General features: G+C 69.3%; 13 protein-coding genes and 1 tRNA gene. 11 read left to right on the top strand and 3 right to left on the bottom strand.

Annotated features, from left to right (window positions below; translation table 11 throughout):
• Positions 1-226: 226 nt before the first annotated feature.
• Positions 227-2,896 carry a DNA polymerase I gene (gene polA, locus ABZ930_RS30910; RefSeq protein ID WP_361554999.1) on the bottom strand — a complete coding sequence of 890 codons (2,670 nt, stop codon included), beginning with the start codon at positions 2,894-2,896 and terminating at the stop codon, positions 227-229.
• Positions 2,897-3,129: 233 nt separating this feature from the next.
• On the opposite strand from polA, the gene ABZ930_RS30905 reads away from it, so the two are divergent.
• Entirely contained in the window at positions 3,130-5,406 is a 2,277-nt protein-coding gene (locus ABZ930_RS30905) for an FdhF/YdeP family oxidoreductase (protein ID WP_361554993.1), read from the top strand.
• A 50-nt stretch (positions 5,407-5,456) separates the two neighbouring features.
• Positions 5,457-5,939 (top strand): hotdog fold thioesterase, encoded by a 483-nt coding sequence (locus tag ABZ930_RS30900; RefSeq protein ID WP_361554990.1) that lies wholly within the window; start codon positions 5,457-5,459, stop codon positions 5,937-5,939.
• Here ABZ930_RS30900 and ABZ930_RS30895 read toward each other — a convergent pair.
• Complete coding sequence (locus ABZ930_RS30895) at positions 5,908-7,854, bottom strand: Xaa-Pro dipeptidyl-peptidase (protein ID WP_361554987.1); 1,947 nt, start codon at positions 7,852-7,854, stop codon at positions 5,908-5,910. The genes ABZ930_RS30900 and ABZ930_RS30895 overlap by 32 nt on opposite strands.
• 160 nt (positions 7,855-8,014) lie before the next feature.
• Here ABZ930_RS30895 and ABZ930_RS30890 point away from each other — a divergent pair, with 160 nt between their 5' ends.
• The 6 genes from ABZ930_RS30890 (at position 8,015) to ABZ930_RS30865 (ending at position 14,762) form a co-directional block, all read left to right on the top strand.
• The gene (locus ABZ930_RS30890; protein WP_361554984.1) at positions 8,015-8,653 is read left to right on the top strand and encodes a hypothetical protein; all 639 of its coding nucleotides are present in this window, start codon (positions 8,015-8,017) and stop codon (positions 8,651-8,653) included.
• A gap of 426 nt (positions 8,654-9,079) precedes the next feature.
• Entirely contained in the window at positions 9,080-10,309 is a 1,230-nt protein-coding gene (locus ABZ930_RS30885) for a branched-chain amino acid ABC transporter substrate-binding protein (RefSeq protein ID WP_361554982.1), read from the top strand.
• 118 nt (positions 10,310-10,427) lie between these two features.
• A complete protein-coding gene (locus ABZ930_RS30880; RefSeq protein ID WP_361554979.1) occupies positions 10,428-11,357 on the top strand; it encodes a branched-chain amino acid ABC transporter permease in 930 nt (309 codons plus the stop codon).
• A gap of 5 nt (positions 11,358-11,362) precedes the next feature.
• Positions 11,363-13,168 carry a branched-chain amino acid ABC transporter permease gene (locus ABZ930_RS30875; RefSeq protein ID WP_361554976.1) on the top strand — a complete coding sequence of 602 codons (1,806 nt, stop codon included), beginning with the start codon at positions 11,363-11,365 and terminating at the stop codon, positions 13,166-13,168.
• Positions 13,169-13,173: 5 nt separating this feature from the next.
• A complete protein-coding gene (locus ABZ930_RS30870; RefSeq protein ID WP_361554973.1) occupies positions 13,174-14,049 on the top strand; it encodes an ABC transporter ATP-binding protein in 876 nt (291 codons plus the stop codon).
• Positions 14,046-14,762, top strand: coding sequence for an ABC transporter ATP-binding protein (locus tag ABZ930_RS30865; protein WP_361554970.1), 717 nt, complete (start codon positions 14,046-14,048; stop codon positions 14,760-14,762). Before ABZ930_RS30870 ends, ABZ930_RS30865 begins: the two co-directional genes overlap by 4 nt.
• Before the next feature lie 80 nt (positions 14,763-14,842).
• Here ABZ930_RS30865 and ABZ930_RS30860 read toward each other — a convergent pair whose 3' ends face one another.
• Positions 14,843-15,499, bottom strand: a complete 657-nt coding sequence (locus ABZ930_RS30860; RefSeq protein WP_361554967.1) for a response regulator — start codon at positions 15,497-15,499, stop codon at positions 14,843-14,845.
• Positions 15,500-15,604: 105 nt separating this feature from the next.
• Between ABZ930_RS30860 and ABZ930_RS30855 the strand changes: the two genes are divergently transcribed.
• The 3 genes from ABZ930_RS30855 (at position 15,605) to ABZ930_RS30845 (ending at position 18,607) form a co-directional block, all read left to right on the top strand.
• Positions 15,605-15,679, top strand: a tRNA-Leu gene (locus ABZ930_RS30855).
• A 105-nt stretch (positions 15,680-15,784) separates the two neighbouring features.
• Positions 15,785-16,573 (top strand): helix-turn-helix domain-containing protein, encoded by a 789-nt coding sequence (locus tag ABZ930_RS30850; RefSeq protein WP_361554964.1) that lies wholly within the window; start codon positions 15,785-15,787, stop codon positions 16,571-16,573.
• Between the two features lie 135 nt (positions 16,574-16,708).
• Entirely contained in the window at positions 16,709-18,607 is a 1,899-nt protein-coding gene (locus ABZ930_RS30845; RefSeq protein ID WP_361554961.1) for an alkyl sulfatase dimerization domain-containing protein, read from the top strand.
• The last annotated feature ends 8 nt before the right edge of the window (positions 18,608-18,615 follow it).

Here is an 18,615-nt window from a genome sequence, read left to right as displayed (position 1 = left end):
TTCGGCGCCCGGGCCCTCCAGGGCCTCTTCGGCGCGCTGCTCGCCCCGGCCCCCCGCGCCCCTGAAACGAGCTCCGCTCGTCCAGGGGAGGCTGCGCGAAGCGCATGCCTCAGGGGCGCGGGGAACTGCGCGACCAGCCCCCACCGGGCCGCAGACGGCGACGAGACCGAAAAAACGGGCGGCACCCGTGGGTGCCGCCCGTCGAAAACGTCCCGCTCGCCGGAGGCTAGTGCGCTGCCGACTCCCAGTCGGAACCCAGCCCCACCGAAACATCCAGCGGCGCGCGGAGCGCAACGGCTCCGGCCATCTCCCGCCGCACCAGCTGCTCCGCCACGGCGGCCTCCCCCGGCGCGATCTCCAGCACGATTTCGTCGTGCACCTGGAGCAGCATCCGGGTGGAGAGACCGGCCTCGGTGAGCGCCTTGTCGACGTTCAGCATCGCGATCTTCACGATGTCGGCGGCGGTGCCCTGGATCGGCGCGTTGAGCGCCATGCGCTCGGCCATCTCGCGGCGCTGCCGGTTGTCCGAGTTCAGGTCGGGCAGATAGCGGCGGCGCCCGAGCACGGTCTCCGTGTAGCCGGTGGCCCGCGCCTCGTCGACCACGCGCCGCAGATAGTCCCGGACCCCGCCGAACCGCTCGAAGTAGGTGTCCATCAGGGCACGCGCCTCGCCCGCCTCGATGTTCAGCTGCTGCGACAGGCCGAACGCGGAAAGGCCGTAGGCGAGGCCGTACGACATCGCCTTGATCTTGCGGCGCATCTCCGCGTCGACCGCCGACGGCTCCACGCCGAAGACCTGCGCGCCGACCGTGGTGTGCAGGTCCTCGCCGGAGGCGAACGCTTCGAGGAGCCCCTCGTCCTCGGAGAGGTGCGCCATGACGCGCAGCTCGATCTGGCTGTAGTCGGCGGTCATCAGCGTCTCGAAGCCCTCGCCCACCACGAACCCGCGGCGGATCGCGCGGCCCTCGTCGGTGCGCACCGGGATGTTCTGCAGGTTCGGGTCCGTCGACGACAGGCGGCCGGTCGCGGCGACCGTCTGGTTGAACGTGGTGTGGATGCGGCCGTCGGCGGCGATCGTCTTGATCAGGCCCTCGACGGTGACGCGCAGCTTGGCCTGCTCCCGGTGGCGCAGCATGATCACGGGCAGTTCGTGGTCGGTCTGCGTGGCCAGCCAGGCGAGCGCGTCGGCGTCCGTGGTGTACCCGGTCTTGGTCTTCTTGGTCTTCGGCAGGTCCAGCTCGCCGAAGAAGACCTCCTGGAGCTGCTTGGGCGAGCCGAGGTTGAACTCGTGCCCGACCGAGGCGTGGGCCTCCTTCACCGCCTGCTGGACGGCGCCCGCGAACATCTGCTCCATGGCCTCCAGGTGGACGCGGTCGGCGGCGATGCCGTACCGCTCCAGGCGGGCGAGGAGCACGGAGGTGGGCAGCTCGATGTCGGTGAGCAGATCGGCGGCGCCGACCTCCTTCAGCCGCTCGCCGAACGCCTCGCCCAGGTCGAGGATGGCGCGGGCCTGCACCATGAGCGCGTCGGCCTCGGCCTGCTCGTCCTCCTCCGCGCCGAACGCGAGCTGCCCGTCGGCCGCGCCGGCCGGGGCCAGCTCGCGGCCCAGGTACTCCAGGGACAGCGCGTCGAGCGCGAAGGAGCGGCGGCCCGGCTTGACCAGGTACGCGGCGAGCGCCGTGTCCATGGTGATGCCGTCCACGGTCCAGCCGTGCTCGGCGAAGACCCGCATCACGCTCTTGGCGTTGTGCAGCACCTTCGGCTTCGCCGCGTCGGCGAGCCAGGCCGCGAACGCCTTCTCGTCGGCCTCGTCCAGCGAGGCCGGGTCGAACCAGGCGGCCTCGCCGTCGGCGGCGGCGAGCGCGACCTCGGTGACCGAGCCGGTGCCGAGCGACCAGGTGTCGACGGAGGCGAGCCCGAGCACGGCCGTGGCGTGCTCGGCGAGCCACGGCGCGACCTCGCCGGTGGCCAGCACGGTGCCGTCCAGCTCGACGCCCGGCTCGGCCGGGGCCTCCTCGGCCTCGGCGGCGCCCGGGTCGACGGCGAACAGGCGCTCGCGCAGCGACGGGTTCCGGATCTCCAGGGTGTCCAGGATCATCGCGATCGACGTACGGTCGTACGCCGCGCGCTCCAGGTCGGCGACGGTGCCCGGCAGCTCGACGTCGCGGACCATCTCGGTGAGGCGGCGGTTCAGCTTCACGGCCTCGATGTGGTCCCGGAAGTTCTGCCCCGCCTTGCCCTTGACCTCCTCGGCGCGCTCGACCAGCTCCGCGAACGAACCGAACTGGTTGATCCACTTCGCCGCCGTCTTCTCACCGACGCCGGGGATGCCCGGCAGGTTGTCCGACGGGTCGCCGCGCAGCGCCGCGAAGTCCGGGTACTGGGACGGGGTGAGGCCGTACTTCTCCTCGACCTTCTCCGGCGTGAACCGGGTCAGCTCGGAGACGCCCTTCGTCGGGTACAGCACCGTCACGTTCTCCGTGACGAGCTGGAAGGAGTCGCGGTCGCCGGTGACGATGAGGACCTCGAAGCCCGCCGCCTCGGCCTGCGTGGCGAGCGTGGCGATGACGTCGTCGGCCTCGAAGCCGTCGACGGCGAAGCGCGGGGTGTGCATCGCGTCGAGCAGCTCGCCGATCAGCTCGACCTGGCCCTTGAACTCGTCCGGGGTCTTCGACCGGTTCGCCTTGTACTCGGTGAACTCCTCGGACCGCCACGTCTTGCGGGACACGTCGAACGCCACCGCGAAGTGGGTGGGCGCCTCGTCACGCAGGGTGTTCGCCAGCATCGACGCGAAACCGTAGATCGCGTTGGTCGGCTGGCCGGAGGCCGTCGTGAAGTTCTCCGCGGGCAGCGCGAAGAACGCGCGGTACGCCAGCGAATGCCCGTCCATGAGCATCAGCCGGGGGCGCCCACCGGCACCGCTGTCCGCCGCCTTCGTCGCGGGAGCCGCCGTCTTCTTCGCCGTCTTCACTGCTTTTTCTGCCACGTCCCCGATCCTGCCAGACCCCACTGACACTCCGGTCCACCCCGACCGGGCGGCGGCGCTGTCGGACCTCCGTGCGAGGATCGGAGAGGTAGCTCACAGCACACCCGCACGACCTCGCAGGACCGCTCGAAGGGGAGCCCGACATGGCCGGCAAGCCGCCCGCATCCGATCCGGTTCAGGACGCGCCGCAGGTCGTGGCGCCGCAGCACCACGCGGCCGGCCTGCCCGCCGTCAAGCACACGCTGAAGATGGCGCGCGAGCAGATGGGCGTGAAGCGCACCGCCCTCACCCTGCTGCGCGTCAATCAGAAGGACGGCTTCGACTGCCCGGGCTGCGCCTGGCCCGAGCCGGAGCACCGGCACGCGGCGGAGTTCTGTGAGAACGGGGCGAAGGCGGTCGCCGAGGAGGCCACGCTGCGCCGCGTGACCCCGGAGTTCTTCGCCGCGCACCCGGTGGCGGACCTGGCGACGCGCTCGGGGTACTGGCTGGGCCAGCAGGGCCGCCTCACCCACCCCATGTACCTGGCGGAGGGCGCGACCCACTACGAGCCGCTGACCTGGGAGCGGGCCTTCGACATCATCGGCGAGGAGCTGACCGCGCTCGCCTCCCCCGACGAGGCGGTGTTCTACACGTCGGGGCGCACGAGCAACGAGGCGGCGTTCCTCTACCAGCTGTTCGCCCGCGAGTTCGGCACGAACAACCTGCCCGACTGTTCGAACATGTGCCACGAGTCGTCCGGCTCGGCGCTCACCGAGACCATCGGCATCGGCAAGGGCAGCGTCCTCCTCGAAGACCTCTACAAGGCGGACCTGATCATCGTCGCCGGGCAGAACCCGGGGACGAACCACCCGCGCATGCTCTCCGCCCTGGAGAAGGCCAAGGCGGGCGGCGCGAAGATCATCTCCGTGAACCCGCTGCCGGAGGCGGGCCTGGAGAAGTTCAAGAACCCGCAGACGCCGAAGGGCCTCACCAAGGGCGCCACGCTCACCGACCTGTTCCTCCAGATCCGGCTCGGCGGCGACCAGGCCCTCTTCCGCCTCCTGAACAAGCTGGTCCTCGGCACCGAGGGCGCCACCGACGAGGCGTTCATCGCCGAGCACACCCACGGCTTCGAGGCGTTCGCCGAGACCGCCCGCGCCGCCGACTGGGACGAGACGCTGAAGGCGACCGGCCTGTCCCGCGCCGACATCGAGCGCACCCTGGAGATGGTCCTCGCCTCCAAGCGGACCGTCGTGTGCTGGGCGATGGGCCTGACCCAGCACAAGCACTCCGTGCCGACCATCCGCGAGGTGGTCAACTTCCTGCTGCTGCGCGGCAACATCGGCCGCCCGGGCGCGGGCGTCTGCCCGGTCCGCGGCCACAGCAACGTGCAGGGCGACCGCACCATGGGCATCTTCGAGCGCCCCGCGCCCGCCTTCCTCGACGCCCTGGAGAAGGAGTTCGGCTTCGCTCCCCCGCGCGAGCACGGCTTCGACGTCGTCCGGGCCATCCGCGCGCTGCGCGACGGCGACGCGAAGGTCTTCTTCGCGATGGGCGGCAACTTCGTCTCCGCGTCCCCCGACACCGACGTCACGGAGGCGGCCATGCGCCGCGCCCGCCTGACCGTCCACGTCTCGACGAAGCTGAACCGCTCGCACACCGTCACCGGCGCCCGCGCCCTGATCCTGCCCACCCTCGGCCGCACCGAGCGCGACCTGCAGGGCGGTGGCGAGCAGTTCGTCACCGTCGAGGACTCCATGGGCATGGTGCACGCCTCGCGCGGCCGCCTGGAGCCCGCGAGCCGCCACCTGCTGTCCGAGCCCGCCATCGTGACCCGGCTGGCCCGCCGCGTGCTGCCCGACTCGGCGCTGCCCTGGGCGGAGTTCGAGAAGGACTACGCGACGATCCGCGACCGCATCGCCCAGGTGATCCCGGGCTTCGACGACTTCAACGCACGGGTGGCCGACCCGGCCGGTTTCGCGCTCCCGCACGCCCCGCGCGACGAGCGCCGCTTCCCCACCGCCACCGGCAAGGCCAACTTCACGGCCGCGCCCGTCGAGTACCCGAAGCTCCCCGAGGGCCGGCTGCTGCTCCAGACGCTGCGCTCGCACGACCAGTACAACACCACGATCTACGGCCTGGACGACCGCTACCGCGGGATCAAGAACGGCCGCCGGGTGGTCCTGGTCAACGCCGAGGACGCCAAGGACCTCGACCTCGCCGACGGCGCCTACGTCGACCTGGTCGGCGAGTGGAGCGACGGCGTGGAGCGGCGCGCCCCGGGCTTCCGCGTCGTGCACTACCCGACGGCCCGCGGCTGCGCGGCCGCGTACTACCCGGAGACCAATGTCCTGGTGCCGCTCGACGCCACCGCGGACACCAGCAACACCCCCGCGAGCAAGTCCGTCGTGGTGCGCCTGGAACAATCCGGCACCGACTGAGCGTTCGCTCAGCCAAGGACACGCAGGCACGACGGACGGAGCAGGGCCCCATGGGCGAGCAGCACCAGGTGAAGTTCCCGCAAGAGGTCCTCGACGAGTACGCGGACTACGGCATCGACCTGCCGGCCCTGTTCTCCGCCGGACATCTCGGCACCCGGATGGGCATCGAGATCAAGGAGGCGGCCGCGGACCGCGTCGTCGGCACCATGCCCGTCGAGGGCAACACCCAGCCCTACGGCCTGCTGCACGGCGGCGCCTCCGCCGTCCTCGCCGAGACCCTCGGCTCGGTCGGCGCGATGCTGCACGGCGGCATCGGCCGCCTCGCCGTCGGCGTCGACCTGAACTGCACGCACCACCGCAGCGCCCGCGCCGGTTTCGTCACCGGCGTGGCCACGCCCGTGCACCGCGGCCGCACCACCGCCACGTACGACATCGTGATCACCGACGAGCAGGACAGGCGGGTCTGCTCGGCACGCCTGACCTGCCTGCTCAAGGAGGCCCCTAAGGCCGACCCGGCGCCACCGGCAGCGTGAGCGAGCCGGCCCCGGCGCGCACGGTCATCTCCGTGCCCGCCGGGTGGCGGAGCGTGTAGTCGTGATCGGTCGAGATCAGGACCACGCCCAGCCGGTGCCCGGCCTTGAAGACGTAGTCCTCCGGCTGCAGGTCCCACCGCAGCCGGTACTCCTTGCCCTCCACGACCGTGGACTGGCGCGCGTCCGAGTTCCGGTTGCGCGCGTCCAGCCAGCCCCTCGTCACGATCTTGTGGTCGGCGGTCTCGGTGGCGTGTTTCGCGCGGTACGCGCAGCCCGTCTCGCCGGGCAGCCCCGGCACCCCCTCGCCGTAGCAGACCTGCCGCGAGGTGTCGGTGACGGTGCCGGCGGTGGCGCGGGTGTCACGGCCGTAGTCGACGAGGAGCGCGGTCACGTACGGCGAGGTGCCGGACAGCGAGGCGCGGATGTCGATCTCCGGCACCCCGTTGAGCCGGACGTCCCGGTCCAGGGCGCCCGTCGTGAACGCGAGCCGGTTCGGGTTCGCCATGTCGGGTGACGTCACGAGCTGTTCGGCGGGGACGGTGCGGCCCGCGTCGGTCAGCGACCGCACGGCCGACGGGCCCGCGGTCCTGCCGAGCGTGCCGTCCGCGCGCAGCCGCAGCACCGTGTCGCGGGTACCCGGCGCCGGCCAGTCCGACTGCTGCCGCCAGCTGAAGTCGGCCTGCTCGACATCGACCCGCGGCTCGCCCAGGACGCCGTTGTCGATGCCGTAGAGCCAGTGGTCGAACCAGTGGTGGACCTGGCCGAGCCATTCCTCCATGCGCAGCGGCATCGGGTTGGCGTGTCCGGCCTGGTGCAGCCAGAGCTTGCGCGGCACGTGGTTCTTCTTCAGCGCCTCCCACAGCGCGCCCGCGTTCTTGGTCTTCACGTTCCAGTCGTTGAGCCCGTGCACGACGAAGACGCCCGCCCTGATCCTGCCGACGTCCTTGATGTAGTCGCGTTCGTCCCAGTACGCCGACCGGTCGCCCGTCACCCGGTCCTGGTCGCGCTCCAGCGCGTCGAGCACCGGCTCGCAGATCTCCCGGTCGGCGCGCGAGTACACGTAGCGGGCGAGCACGTCGGTGTCCTCGCCCTGGTAGGTGCCGGGCGCCACGACACCGCCGTTCGCCCGGTAGTAGTCGTACCAGGACGAGATCCCGGAGATCGGCACGATCGCCTTCAGGCCCTTGACTCCGGTCGTCGCGACGGCCGTCGGCAGCGTGCCGTTGTAGGAGATGCCCATCATGGCGGCGTTCCCGGTCGACCAGTCCGCTCGGACCTCCCGGCCCTCGGGATCCCAGCCCTTGGCGCGGCCGCCCAGCCAGTCGACGGCGGCCTTCGCGCCCAGCGTCTCGTTGCGGCCTCCGGAGGTCGGGCAGCCGGTGGAGCCGCCCGTACCGAGACTGTCGACCTGCGCGACCGCATAGCCGCGCGGCAGGAAGTAGTTGTCGTAGTAGCCGGAGTACGCGACCGCCGGGCCGGTCAACCCCGGCCTGCCCGCGACGCGTCGGGCCGCCGCCCCGGCCACCGGCAGGCCGTCCTCGTCGAGGTCCACCTCGTGGTTGGGGACATCGTTGCCACCGGCCCAGTACGGACTCGCCTCGATGATCGTGGCGACCTTCAGACCGGCCGTGCCGGTCTCCTTCGGCCGCAGGATCCGCATCCTGACGGTGTCCCGCCTGCCGTCACCGTCGCTGTCGACCTCCGTCCGGACGTCGACCTCCTGATAGACGGCGTCGGCCCGGGAGAAGACGGGTCGCGTCTCCTGCCCGGAGATACTCAACTCCGCCCTGCCGGGAGCCTCTTGCGCGGCATGCGCGGCCGGCGCCGCCACGGCCAGGACCAGCGCGCCCGCCAGAACGAGCGCCGGAACGCCGCGCGGACCGCGTCTGCGGGTGGTACGTGCGGATCTCACCATCGTGCCTCCTGGGCGCGGTAAGGGAGTTCACTCACGGGACGCCTGTCATTCCACCGCGCCGCCCACCGGCCCGCCAGTGGGCCCGACCCGCCCACCGGCACCCACGTCCCGATCCGCACCGACATGGGCGGAACCGGGTACTCCGGCCTATCTTCCGGACATGACCGGCATCGGGCCCGTGGAACCGTACGACCCCGACGACGCGCCCCGCCCCCGGACACCGCCGCCGCCCGCCGCCACCGACACCCTCGGTAGCGACTCCCCGCGCCTGTCCGACCGCTGGACCGCGCTGCCGCCGCGCCGCCGCCGGCTCCTCGCCCTCGGCGCCGCCGGCCTCACCGCCGCCCTCGCCACCACCGCCCTGCTGCTGCCCTCGAGCCCCGACGCCCCCGCCCTCGATCCCTGGCCCGCCCAGGTGACCCATCTGCGGTACGACGGCCCGGCCGGCCCCGGCGGCACCTTCGCGTTCACCGTCCGCGTCGACCGGGGCAGTGCTGTGACGATCAGTCATATACAGCCCGGAACAGCACAGTTGACGACTCACGTCACTCCAGGAACACCCTTCACGACAGCCCCCGGAGCACCCCGCGCCCTCCGCGTGCGCATCGGCGTACGCGGCTGCGCCGCACTCCCCCACGCCCTCGACATGACCTACCTCGACATCACCCTGCACAACCGCCGCGGCCGCCAACGCCACAGCTACCTCTTCGTCGACCGCTATCCGCACGCCCTCCTCGACCACGTTCACACCATCTGCCGCGCCCGGCGGGCGCCGCCCGGCCCCATTACGCCCGCATGACGAACTCACACAGCGGTAACAGCCAGTTACCTCTGCCGCAACGAAGCAATGCGAAGGTCACGCGCCGCCACCACACCCGGCGCGCCCCCACCCCGACGGACACAACCACCCGAACCACCCACCACCCACCCGACCAAGATCACCTCAAGTCCCATGGAAGAACTGGGCGTTCTCACCAAGCGATCTTTTCCGCCACCGTCACATCCACCCCAATCGCCCACACCGCACCCCGCCGAATCCGCCCCGGCATAACAAGAGCGTCACAGCCTCTCCCGCATCCACGCTGCACTCCCCCACCTGCGCTTATAGTCACGGCCAGTCACCGCGCCGCCGGGCGCGTCACTTGCACGGCCCTGTACCACCCCGTACGGCCCGGCGAGACACACGGCCCCCGACCAAAGGGCCGCGCCAGGGAGAGGATTGATCGTGCGACACCGTTCACAGCTCATACTCACCGCAGTGCTCACGACCGGAGCACTCACGCTCACCGCCTGCGGATCGCGCGACGACAGCGGCGACAAGTCCGGCGACAAGAGCAACACCACCGTCGTCATCGGCGTGGACGCCCCCCTCAGCGGCGACCTGTCGGCCATCGGCATCGGCATCAAGAACTCCGTCGACCTGGCCGCCAAGACCGCCAACAAGAACAAGGAAGTCCCGGGCGTCACCTTCCAGATCAAGGCGCTCGACGACGTCGCGAACCCCTCCACCGGTGGCCAGAACGCCACCACCCTCGTCGGCAACAAGGACGTCCTCGGCGTCGTCGGCCCGCTGAACTCCAGCGTCGCCCAGTCGATGCAGAAGACCTTCAACTCCGCCAACCTGGTGGAGATCTCGCCCGCGAACACGGCCCCCGAGCTGACCCAGGGCGCCAACTACCTGAAGTCGAAGTCCCGCCAGTTCAAGTCGTACTTCCGCACCGCCACCACCGACGCCCTCCAGGGCCCGTACGCCGCGCAGTACGCGTACAACACCCTGAAGCTCAAGACGGTCTACTCCGTCGACGACAAGAAGACCTACGGCGCCGGTCTGGCCCGCACCTTCCGCACGGAGTTCGCCAAGCTCGGCGGCAAGGTCGTCGCCACCGACCACATCAACCCCGACGACCGCGACTTCGGCGCCATCGCCACCAAGATCAAGAACTCCAAGGCCGACTTCGTCTACTACGGCGGCGAATACCCGGCCGGCGCCCCGCTCTCCAAGCAGATCAAGGACGCCGGAGCCAAGATCCCGGTCATCGGCGGCGACGCCCTCCAGAGCGCCGACTACGTCAAGCTCGCCGGCAAGAACGCCGAAGGCGACTTCGCCACCTCCGTCGGCGCCCCGCCCGAGCAGCTCGACACCGCCAAGAAGTTCATCGCCGACTACAAGGCCGGCGGCTACAGCGAGCCCTACGAGACCTACGGCGCCCTCTCCTACGACGCCGCCTGGGCCATCATCCAGGCCGTCAAGACCGTCGTGAACGCCAACGACGGCAAGGTGCCCGCCGACGCCCGCGCCAAGATCGTCGAGGCCACCCAGAAGGTCTCCTTCAACGGCGTCACCGGCCAGGTCGCCTTCGACGAGTACGGCGACACCACCAACCGCACCCTGACCGTCTACCAGGTCAAGGACGGCAAGCACACCCCGGTCAAGACCGGCGAGCTGGAGAAGTAACCCACCGCGACACCCCGCGGTAACCCTCTCCGGGATCCCACCGCACCAGCCCACGGCGCGGGGGGCACACAACAGCCCCCCGCGCCCTCGCACTTGAGACAACCTCGGAGGCCCAGCGGTGCACGATCTGCCGCAGCAGCTGGTCAACGGCCTGATCCTCGGAGCCCTGTACGGCCTCATAGCCGTCGGCTACACCATGGTCTACGGCATCATCCAGCTCATCAACTTCGCCCACGGCGAGATCTACATGATCGGCGGCTTCGGCGCCCTCACCATGTATCTCTGGCTCCCGGGCGGCACATCCCTCGCCCTCGCCATGCCCCTCATGCTCCTCATGGGCATCGCCTGCTCCGTCGCCGTCGCCGTCGGCGCCGAACGCTTCGCCTACCGCCCCCTGCGCAACGCCCCACGCCTCGCACCGCTCATCACCGCGATCGGCCTCTCCATCGCACTGCAGCAGGTCGTCTGGGCCTTCTACCCCGACGCCAAGGCCGACCGGCCCTTCCCCCAGTTCTCCGGCGGACCCATCGACCTCGGCGCCTTCACCATCCAGCGCGGCGACCTCTTCCTCATCATCGCCGCCCCCGTGTGCATGGGCTTCCTCGCCTACTTCGTCGCCCGCACCCGCACCGGACGCGCCATGCAGGCCACCTCCCAGGACCCGGACACCGCCCAGCTCATGGGCATCAACACCGACCGGATCGTGGTCACCGCCTTCGCCATCGGCGGCGCCTTCGCCGCCGTCGCCGCCATGGCCTACGGCCTCAAGTACGGCCAGGTCGGCTTCAAAATGGGCTTCATCGCGGGCCTCAAGGCCTTCACCGCGGCCGTCCTCGGCGGCATCGGCAACATCTACGGCGCCATGATCGGCGGCCTCGCCCTCGGCCTCGCCGAAGCCCTCGCCACCGCCTACATCCAGGACATCCCCGGCATGGAACTCCTCGGCGGCGGAGCCTGGAAAGACGTCTGGGCCTTCGTCCTCCTCATCCTCGTGCTCCTGCTGCGCCCCCAGGGCCTGCTCGGTGAGCGCGTCGCGGACAGGGCGTGATCACGATGACCGACACCACGACCACCACGGACACCGCGGCCAAGACGGCCCCGCACAGCGCCCTCGTACCGCTGCCCGAGAACGCCGCCCGCTACGGCACCATCGGCGGCGCCGTCCTCACCGCCGCCGCCACCTTCATGGCCTGGACCTGGACCGCCGAATTCCCCGGCGACCTCACCGTCACCGGCTACCCCGGCGGCCTCCAGGTCCTCACCCTCGTCGGCGCCCTCATCACCCTCCTGCTCGGCCTCTCCGCCCTCGGCATCCGCGGCCTGCGCTGGCTCACCCCCGGCGGCACCACCGCCCCCACCCTCCTCTTCGCCCTCGGCACCCTCGGCACCACCGGCTACACCATGGGCGCCATCAGCTACCGGCTCGGCGGCGTCGTCAACCTCGAACCCGGAGCCTGGGTCGCCGGCATCGCCGCACTCCTCACCGCCGTCTGCACCCTCGGCCTCCCCGCCGACCAGCCCGACCCCGACGCCACCAGCGCCTGGGACCGGTTCCGCAACACCCTCAAGGCACCCCCGGCACGCCCCGCCACGATCACCCTGCCCTCCTGGGCCGAGATCCTGGTCATCGCCGTCGCCTTCGGCATCGCCCTCTACGTCTTCACGTACGGCATCGACACCGAATACGTCGAACTCTTCACCGGCTTCCTCATCCTGGTCCTCTTCGGCGGCGTCGCCCTGACCAAGACCGGACTGCCCGCGCGCCTCACCGCGCTCACCGCCAAACACCGCACCATCGCGCTCACCGCGGCCTTCGTCGCCGCCGCCGCGTTCCCCTTCACCCAGACCAACGACACGTACACCAACGTCGCCGCGAACATCCTGGTCTTCGCGACCGTCGCGCTCGGCCTCAACGTCGTCGTCGGCCTCGCCGGACTCCTCGACCTCGGCTACGTCGCCTTCCTCGGCGTCGGCGCCTACGCCGCGGCCCTCGTCTCCGGCTCCCCGGACTCCACCATCGGCGTCCACTTCCCCTTCTGGGCCGCCGTCCTCACCGGCGCCGCCGCCTCGCTCGTCTTCGGCATCGTCATCGGCGCCCCGACCCTGCGACTGCGCGGCGACTACCTCGCCATCGTCACCCTCGGCTTCGGTGAGATCTTCCGCATCACCATGAACAACCTCGACGGCGACAGCGGACCCGACATCACCAACGGGCCCAACGGCATCCCGAACATCCCCGACCTCGAGATCTTCGGGTTCAACCTCGGCGAGACCCACACCGTCCTCGGCGTCGACCTCGGCCGGTTCGCCAACTACTACCTCCTGATGCTCGTCTTCACGATCATCGTCGTCACCGTCTTCCGCCGCGCCGGCACCTCCCGCATCGGCCGCGCCTGGGTCGCCATCCGCGAGGACGAGACCGCCGCCCAGGCCATGGGCATCAACACCTTCCGCCTCAAGCTCCTCGCCTTCGCCCTCGGCGCCTCCCTCGCCGGCATGGCAGGCACCGTCCAGGCCCACGTCCAGTACTCCGTCACCCCCGACCAGTACAAGTTCGTGGAGAACGCGCCGCCCAACTCCGCCTTCCTCCTCGCCGCCGTCATCCTCGGCGGCATGGGCACGGTCAGCGGACCCCTCGTCGGCGCCGCGCTGCTCTACCTCATCCCGGCCAAGCTCCAGTTCATCGGCGAGTACCAGCTCCTGCTCTTCGGCGTCGCCCTCATCCTGCTGATGCGCTTCCGCCCCGAAGGCCTCATCGCCGACCGCCGCAAGCAGCTCGAATTCCACGAGACCGACCAACTCGACGTGCCAGAGCAACGATTGCCCGACGAACCGGCCGTCACAAAGGCTGGGGCGTGACCACCATGACCACACCCACGACCACCACGACCACGCAGACGGTCCTCGAAGCCACCGGCGTCACCATGCGCTTCGGCGGCCTCACCGCCGTCCGCGACGTCAACCTCACCGTCGGCGAAGGCGAGATCGTCGGCCTCATCGGCCCCAACGGCGCAGGCAAGACCACCTTCTTCAACTGCCTCACCGGCCTCTACGTCCCCACCGAGGGCAAGGTCTCCTACAAGGGCACCGTCCTGCCGCCCCAGCCCCACCTCGTCACCCAGGCAGGCATCGCCCGCACCTTCCAGAACATCCGCCTCTTCGCCAACATGACCGTCCTGGAGAACGTCCTCGTCGGACGCCACACCCGGACCAAGGAGGGCCTGTGGTCCGCGCTCCTGCGCGGCCCCGGCTTCAAGAAGGCGGAACGGGCCTCCGAGGAACGCGCCATGGAACTCCTGGAGTTCACCGGCCTCGCCAAGAAGCGCGACCACCTCGCCCGCAACCTCCCCTACGGAGAACAGCGCAAGCTGGAGATCGCCCGCGCCCTCGCCAGCGACCCCGGACTCCTCCTCCTCGACGAGCCCACCGCCGGCATGAACCCCCAGGAGACGCGCGCCACCGAAGAACTGGTCTTCGCCATCCGCGACCAGGGCATCGCCGTCCTCGTCATCGAGCACGACATGCGCTTCATCTTCAACCTCTGCGACCGCGTCTCCGTCCTCGTCCAGGGCGAAAAACTCATCGAGGGCACCAGCGACGTCGTCCAGGGCGACGAACGCGTCATCGCCGCCTACCTCGGCACCCCCTTCGAAGGCGCCCCCGAGGACTCCGCCATCGAAGAAGTACAAGCAGCCGAAGCCGCAGACGCAGCAGACGCAGCCGAAGGGAACGACCAGTGACCGCACTTCTGGAGGTCGAGGACCTCAAGGTCGCCTACGGCAAGATCCAGGCCGTCAAGGGCATCTCCTTCACCGTGGAGGAAGGCCAGGTCGTCACCCTGATCGGCACCAACGGCGCCGGCAAGACCACCACCCTGCGCACCCTCTCCGGCCTGCTCAAGCCCCTCAGCGGCAAAATAACCTTCGCCGGAACCCCCCTCAACACGGTCCCGGCCCACAAGATCGTCTCCATGGGCCTCGCCCACTCCCCCGAAGGCCGCCGGATCTTCCCCCGCCTCACCATCGCGGAGAACCTCCAGCTCGGCGCGTTCCTCCGCAAGGACACCGCGGGCGTCCAGAAGGACATCCAGCGCGCCTACGACCTCTTCCCCATCCTCGGGGAACGCCGCAAGCAGGCCGCCGGCACCCTCTCCGGCGGCGAACAGCAGATGCTCGCCATGGGCCGGGCCCTCATGTCCCAGCCCAAACTGCTCATGCTCGACGAGCCCTCCATGGGCCTCTCCCCGATCATGATGCAGAAGATCATGTCCACCATCGCCGAGCTGAAGGCCCAGGGCACGACCATCCTCCTGGTCGAACAGAACGCCCAGGCCGCCCTCTCTCTCGCCGACCAGGGCCACGTCATGGAGATCGGCTCCATCGTCCTGTCCGGCACCGGCCAGGAACTCCTCCACGACGAGTCCGTCCGCAAGGCGTACCTCGGCGAGGACTGAGCCGTACACGCCTGTACGTGAATGAGGCCCGCGCCCCTTCCCGGGGCGCGGGCCTCATTCGTGTACCGGGGGGCTCTGGATCAGCCCTTGGCCGCCTTCTTCTCCGCGGCGTCCTCGATGACCGCCTCGGCCACCTGCTGCATCGAAAGGCGACGGTCCATCGACGTCTTCTGGATCCAGCGGAACGCCGCCGGCTCCGTCAGCCCGTACTCCGTCTGAAGCACCGACTTCGCCCGGTCCACCAGCTTCCGCGTCTCCAGCCGCTGCGTGAGGTCGGCGACCTCCTTCTCCAGCGTCTTCAGCTCCGTGAACCGCGAGACGGCCATCTCGATCGCCGGAACGACGTCACTCTTGCTGAACGGCTTCACCAGGTACGCCATCGCACCGGCGTCCCTTGCCCGCTCCACGAGATCGCGCTGCGAGAACGCCGTCAGCATCAGCACCGGCGCGATCGACTCACCGGCGATCTTCTCCGCCGCGCTGATGCCGTCCATCTTCGGCATCTTCACGTCGAGGATCACCAGGTCGGGCTTGTGTTCACGGGCCAGCTCGACGGCCTGCTCGCCATCGCCGGCCTCGCCGACGACGGTGTAGCCCTCTTCCTCAAGCATCTCCTTGAGGTCGAGGCGGATCAGGGCCTCGTCCTCGGCGATGACGACACGGGTCGTCAGCGGCGGGACGTGCGACTTGTCGTCGTCGGCGGCGTCAGCGGGCTGGGTCGACTCGGGGCCGGTCACGGGGGCGCTCCTTGGGTGAGCAGGGCGGGGGTACTGCTCCCAAGAGCGTACCTAGCTGCGGTAAGGTAGTGCGCCGGGGGGTGTCCATTCCCCTTACTTTCTAAGGCCCCAGTACTCCAACTGGTTAGAGAGGCCGCTCTCAAACAGCGGACAGTGTGGGTTCGAATCCCACCTGGGGCACTTTTCCTTGGTTTCCAAGGTCGCCACCGGAAGCGGATGCTCACGTTCTCGTGAACATCCGCTTTTTGCTGCGTGGCGTCACGATCAGTCACGCAGTGTGTTCACGTGAACTACCACAGCACAGAGGTACGACAGCAGGCTCTGACCATGCTCAGGGGTGGAGCCAAGAACGCGGATGTCAGCCGCGCCCTCAGTATCCCGATGGGCACGATCGGCTACTGGAAGCACATGGACCGCGCCAAGCGCGGAGAGTGTCCCGGCGCGCATAACCCAACCTGTCCGCGATGCGATGACCGCCCCCTGGACCCGACCGCGTACTCCTACCTACTGGGTCAGTACCTCGGGGACGGCCACATCAGCCACTACTCACAGCACCGTGTTCCCAGCCTCACCATTGCCGCCGCCGATGCCTGGCCGGGCATCGCCGACGAGATCGAACGCACCATGCGAGCAGTTTTCCCCGACAACGGCGTACATCGCCTCCAGCGCCCCGGATGCCAGAACATCAAGCTCTACTCGAAACACCTTCCCTGCCTCTTCCCCCAGCACGGCCCCGGCAGGAAACACGACCGCGAGATCGTCCTGGCCCCTTGGCAACAGGACATCATCGACACCCACCCCTGGGACTTCATCCGAGGCCTGATCCACTCCGACGGCTGCCGCATCACCAACTGGACAACCCGCCTCATCGGCGGCGAGCGGAAGCGCTATGAGTACCCGCGCTACTTCTTCACCAACAAGTCCGACGACATCCGGGAGCTCTTCACCGGCACCCTCGACAAGCTCGGCGTCGCCTGGACGCACTGCACCCGTCACGGCAACCCGTACAACATCTCAGTCGCCCGCAAAGCGGATGTCGCCCTCCTCGACCTCCACGTAGGACCCAAGCACTGACCCACAATAGGACGCGTCACACCACCCCTACCCGCCCCCTGGGACCCGCCCCAATCTCCCAGGAAAGCCTTGACCGGCCCTCGCCCCTCCGACGATCTTCGGGATCACCAGAGCCCCGCCGTCGAAGAGGTACGTATGAGCCCGATCAACCGGCGCCGTTTCGTCGCGGCAGCGGCAGGCGCCGCCGCGGCAGCAGTGGCCGTGAGCCCCGAGTCGGCCGTCGCCGCGCAGCACCCGTCCGAGACCGACACCGGCGACTTCGAGGCCGCAGACAAAGGCTTCATCGCGGCGCTGACCCCGGGCGTCGTGAAGAACGCGGACGGCAAGGTGGTGTGGGACAACGACGCGTACGCCTTCCTCAAGGGGAAGGCTCCCGGGACGGCGAACAAGAGTCTGTGGCGGCAGTCCCAACTGGCCAGCAGGCAGGGCCTGTACAAGGTCACCGACCGGATCTATCAGGTGCGCGGGCTCGACCTCTCCAACATGACGATCGTGGAGGGTGACACCGGCGTCATCGTGATCGACCCGCTGATCTCGGCGGAGACGGCCGCGGCGGCGCTCAAGCTGTACCGGGAGCACCGGGGCGAGAGGAAGGTCACCGCCCTCATCTACACCCACCCTCACGTCGATCATTTCGGTGGTGCGTACGGGGTGCTGCCGGAGGGTGCGGGGGATGTGCCGGTGGTGGCGCCGGAGGGGTTTCTGGAGCATGCGGTGTCGGAGAACGTGTACGCGGGGACGGCGATGAATCGTCGGTCGTCGTACATGTACGGCGCGCATTTGCCGAGGTCGGCACGGGGGCAGATCGGGTGTGGGCTCGGGCAGAGCGTGTCGTTGGGGACGGTGGGGCTGATTCCGCCGACGAAGAGCATCACGCGGACGGGGCAGGTGGAGACGTTCGACGGGGTGGCGGTGGAGTTCCAGATGACGCCGGGGACGGAGGCTCCGGCGGAGATGAACTTCGTCTTTCCGGGCCTGCGGGCGGTGTGCATGGCGGAGAACGCGACGCACACGATGCACAACATCATCACGCTGCGGGGTGCGCAGGTGCGGGACGCGCGGGAGTGGGCGCGGTATCTGAACGAGTCGATCGGGTGGGTGGAGGGTCGGGTGGATGTGGCGTTCGCGTCGCATCACTGGCCGACGTGGGGCGGGTCGGAGATCACGGAACTGCTGTCGTCGCAGCGGGACTTGTATGCGTACATGCATGATCAGACGTTGCGGATGATCAATGTGGGGATGACGGGGAGGGAGATCGCGGAGGCGATCGAGTTGCCGCCGGCCTTGGACGTGTGGGCGAATCGCGGCTACTACGGGTCGCTCTCGCACAATGTGAAGGGGATCTATCAGCGGTACATGGGCTGGTTCGACGCGAATCCGGCGCACTTGTGGGAGCATCCGCCGGTCGAGGAGGCGAAGCGGTACGTGCGGGCGTTGGGGGGTCGTTCGGCGGCGATCGCGCGGGCGCGGGAGTTCGAGCGGGAGGGGGATCTGCGGTTCGCGGCGACGTTGTTGAATCATGTGGTGTTCGCGGATCCGGGGAGTCGGACGGCGAAGAGGGAACTGGCTTCGGTTTATACGCGGTTGGGTTATGCCAGCGAGAATGCGGTGTGGCGGAATTTCTATCTGACCGGGGCCCTGGAATTGACGGAGGGTGTGCGGTCGGGTGAGTCGTCGACGGTGGGGTCGACGATGATGATGGCTTTGAGCGTCGACCAGTTGATCGATTCGGTGGCGATTCGGGTCAATGGGCCGAAGGCGTGGGATCTGCGGGTGCGGATGGACTGGAGTTTTCCGGCGCTCGGGGTGGTGTATCACCTGACGGTGCGGAACGGGGTGTTGACGTACCGGAGTGACGGGAAGGCTGATCCGGATGCCGGTGTGACGCTGTCGATGACCAAGGTGCAGTTGCTCGGGTTGCTGGGTGGCAAGGAGCTCGGTGACATCGAGGTGTCCGGGGACGCGTCGCTGTTGCGGAAGGTGTTGGCGGTCGTGGAGAAGCCGGATCCGAATTTCGCGATCGTGACGCCGTAGTCGGTGGT

It is taken from the genome of Streptomyces sp. NPDC046716, assembly GCF_040645755.1.
GTDB lineage: Bacteria > Actinomycetota > Actinomycetes > Streptomycetales > Streptomycetaceae > Streptomyces.
This window is presented reverse-complemented; position numbering and strand designations above follow the sequence as displayed.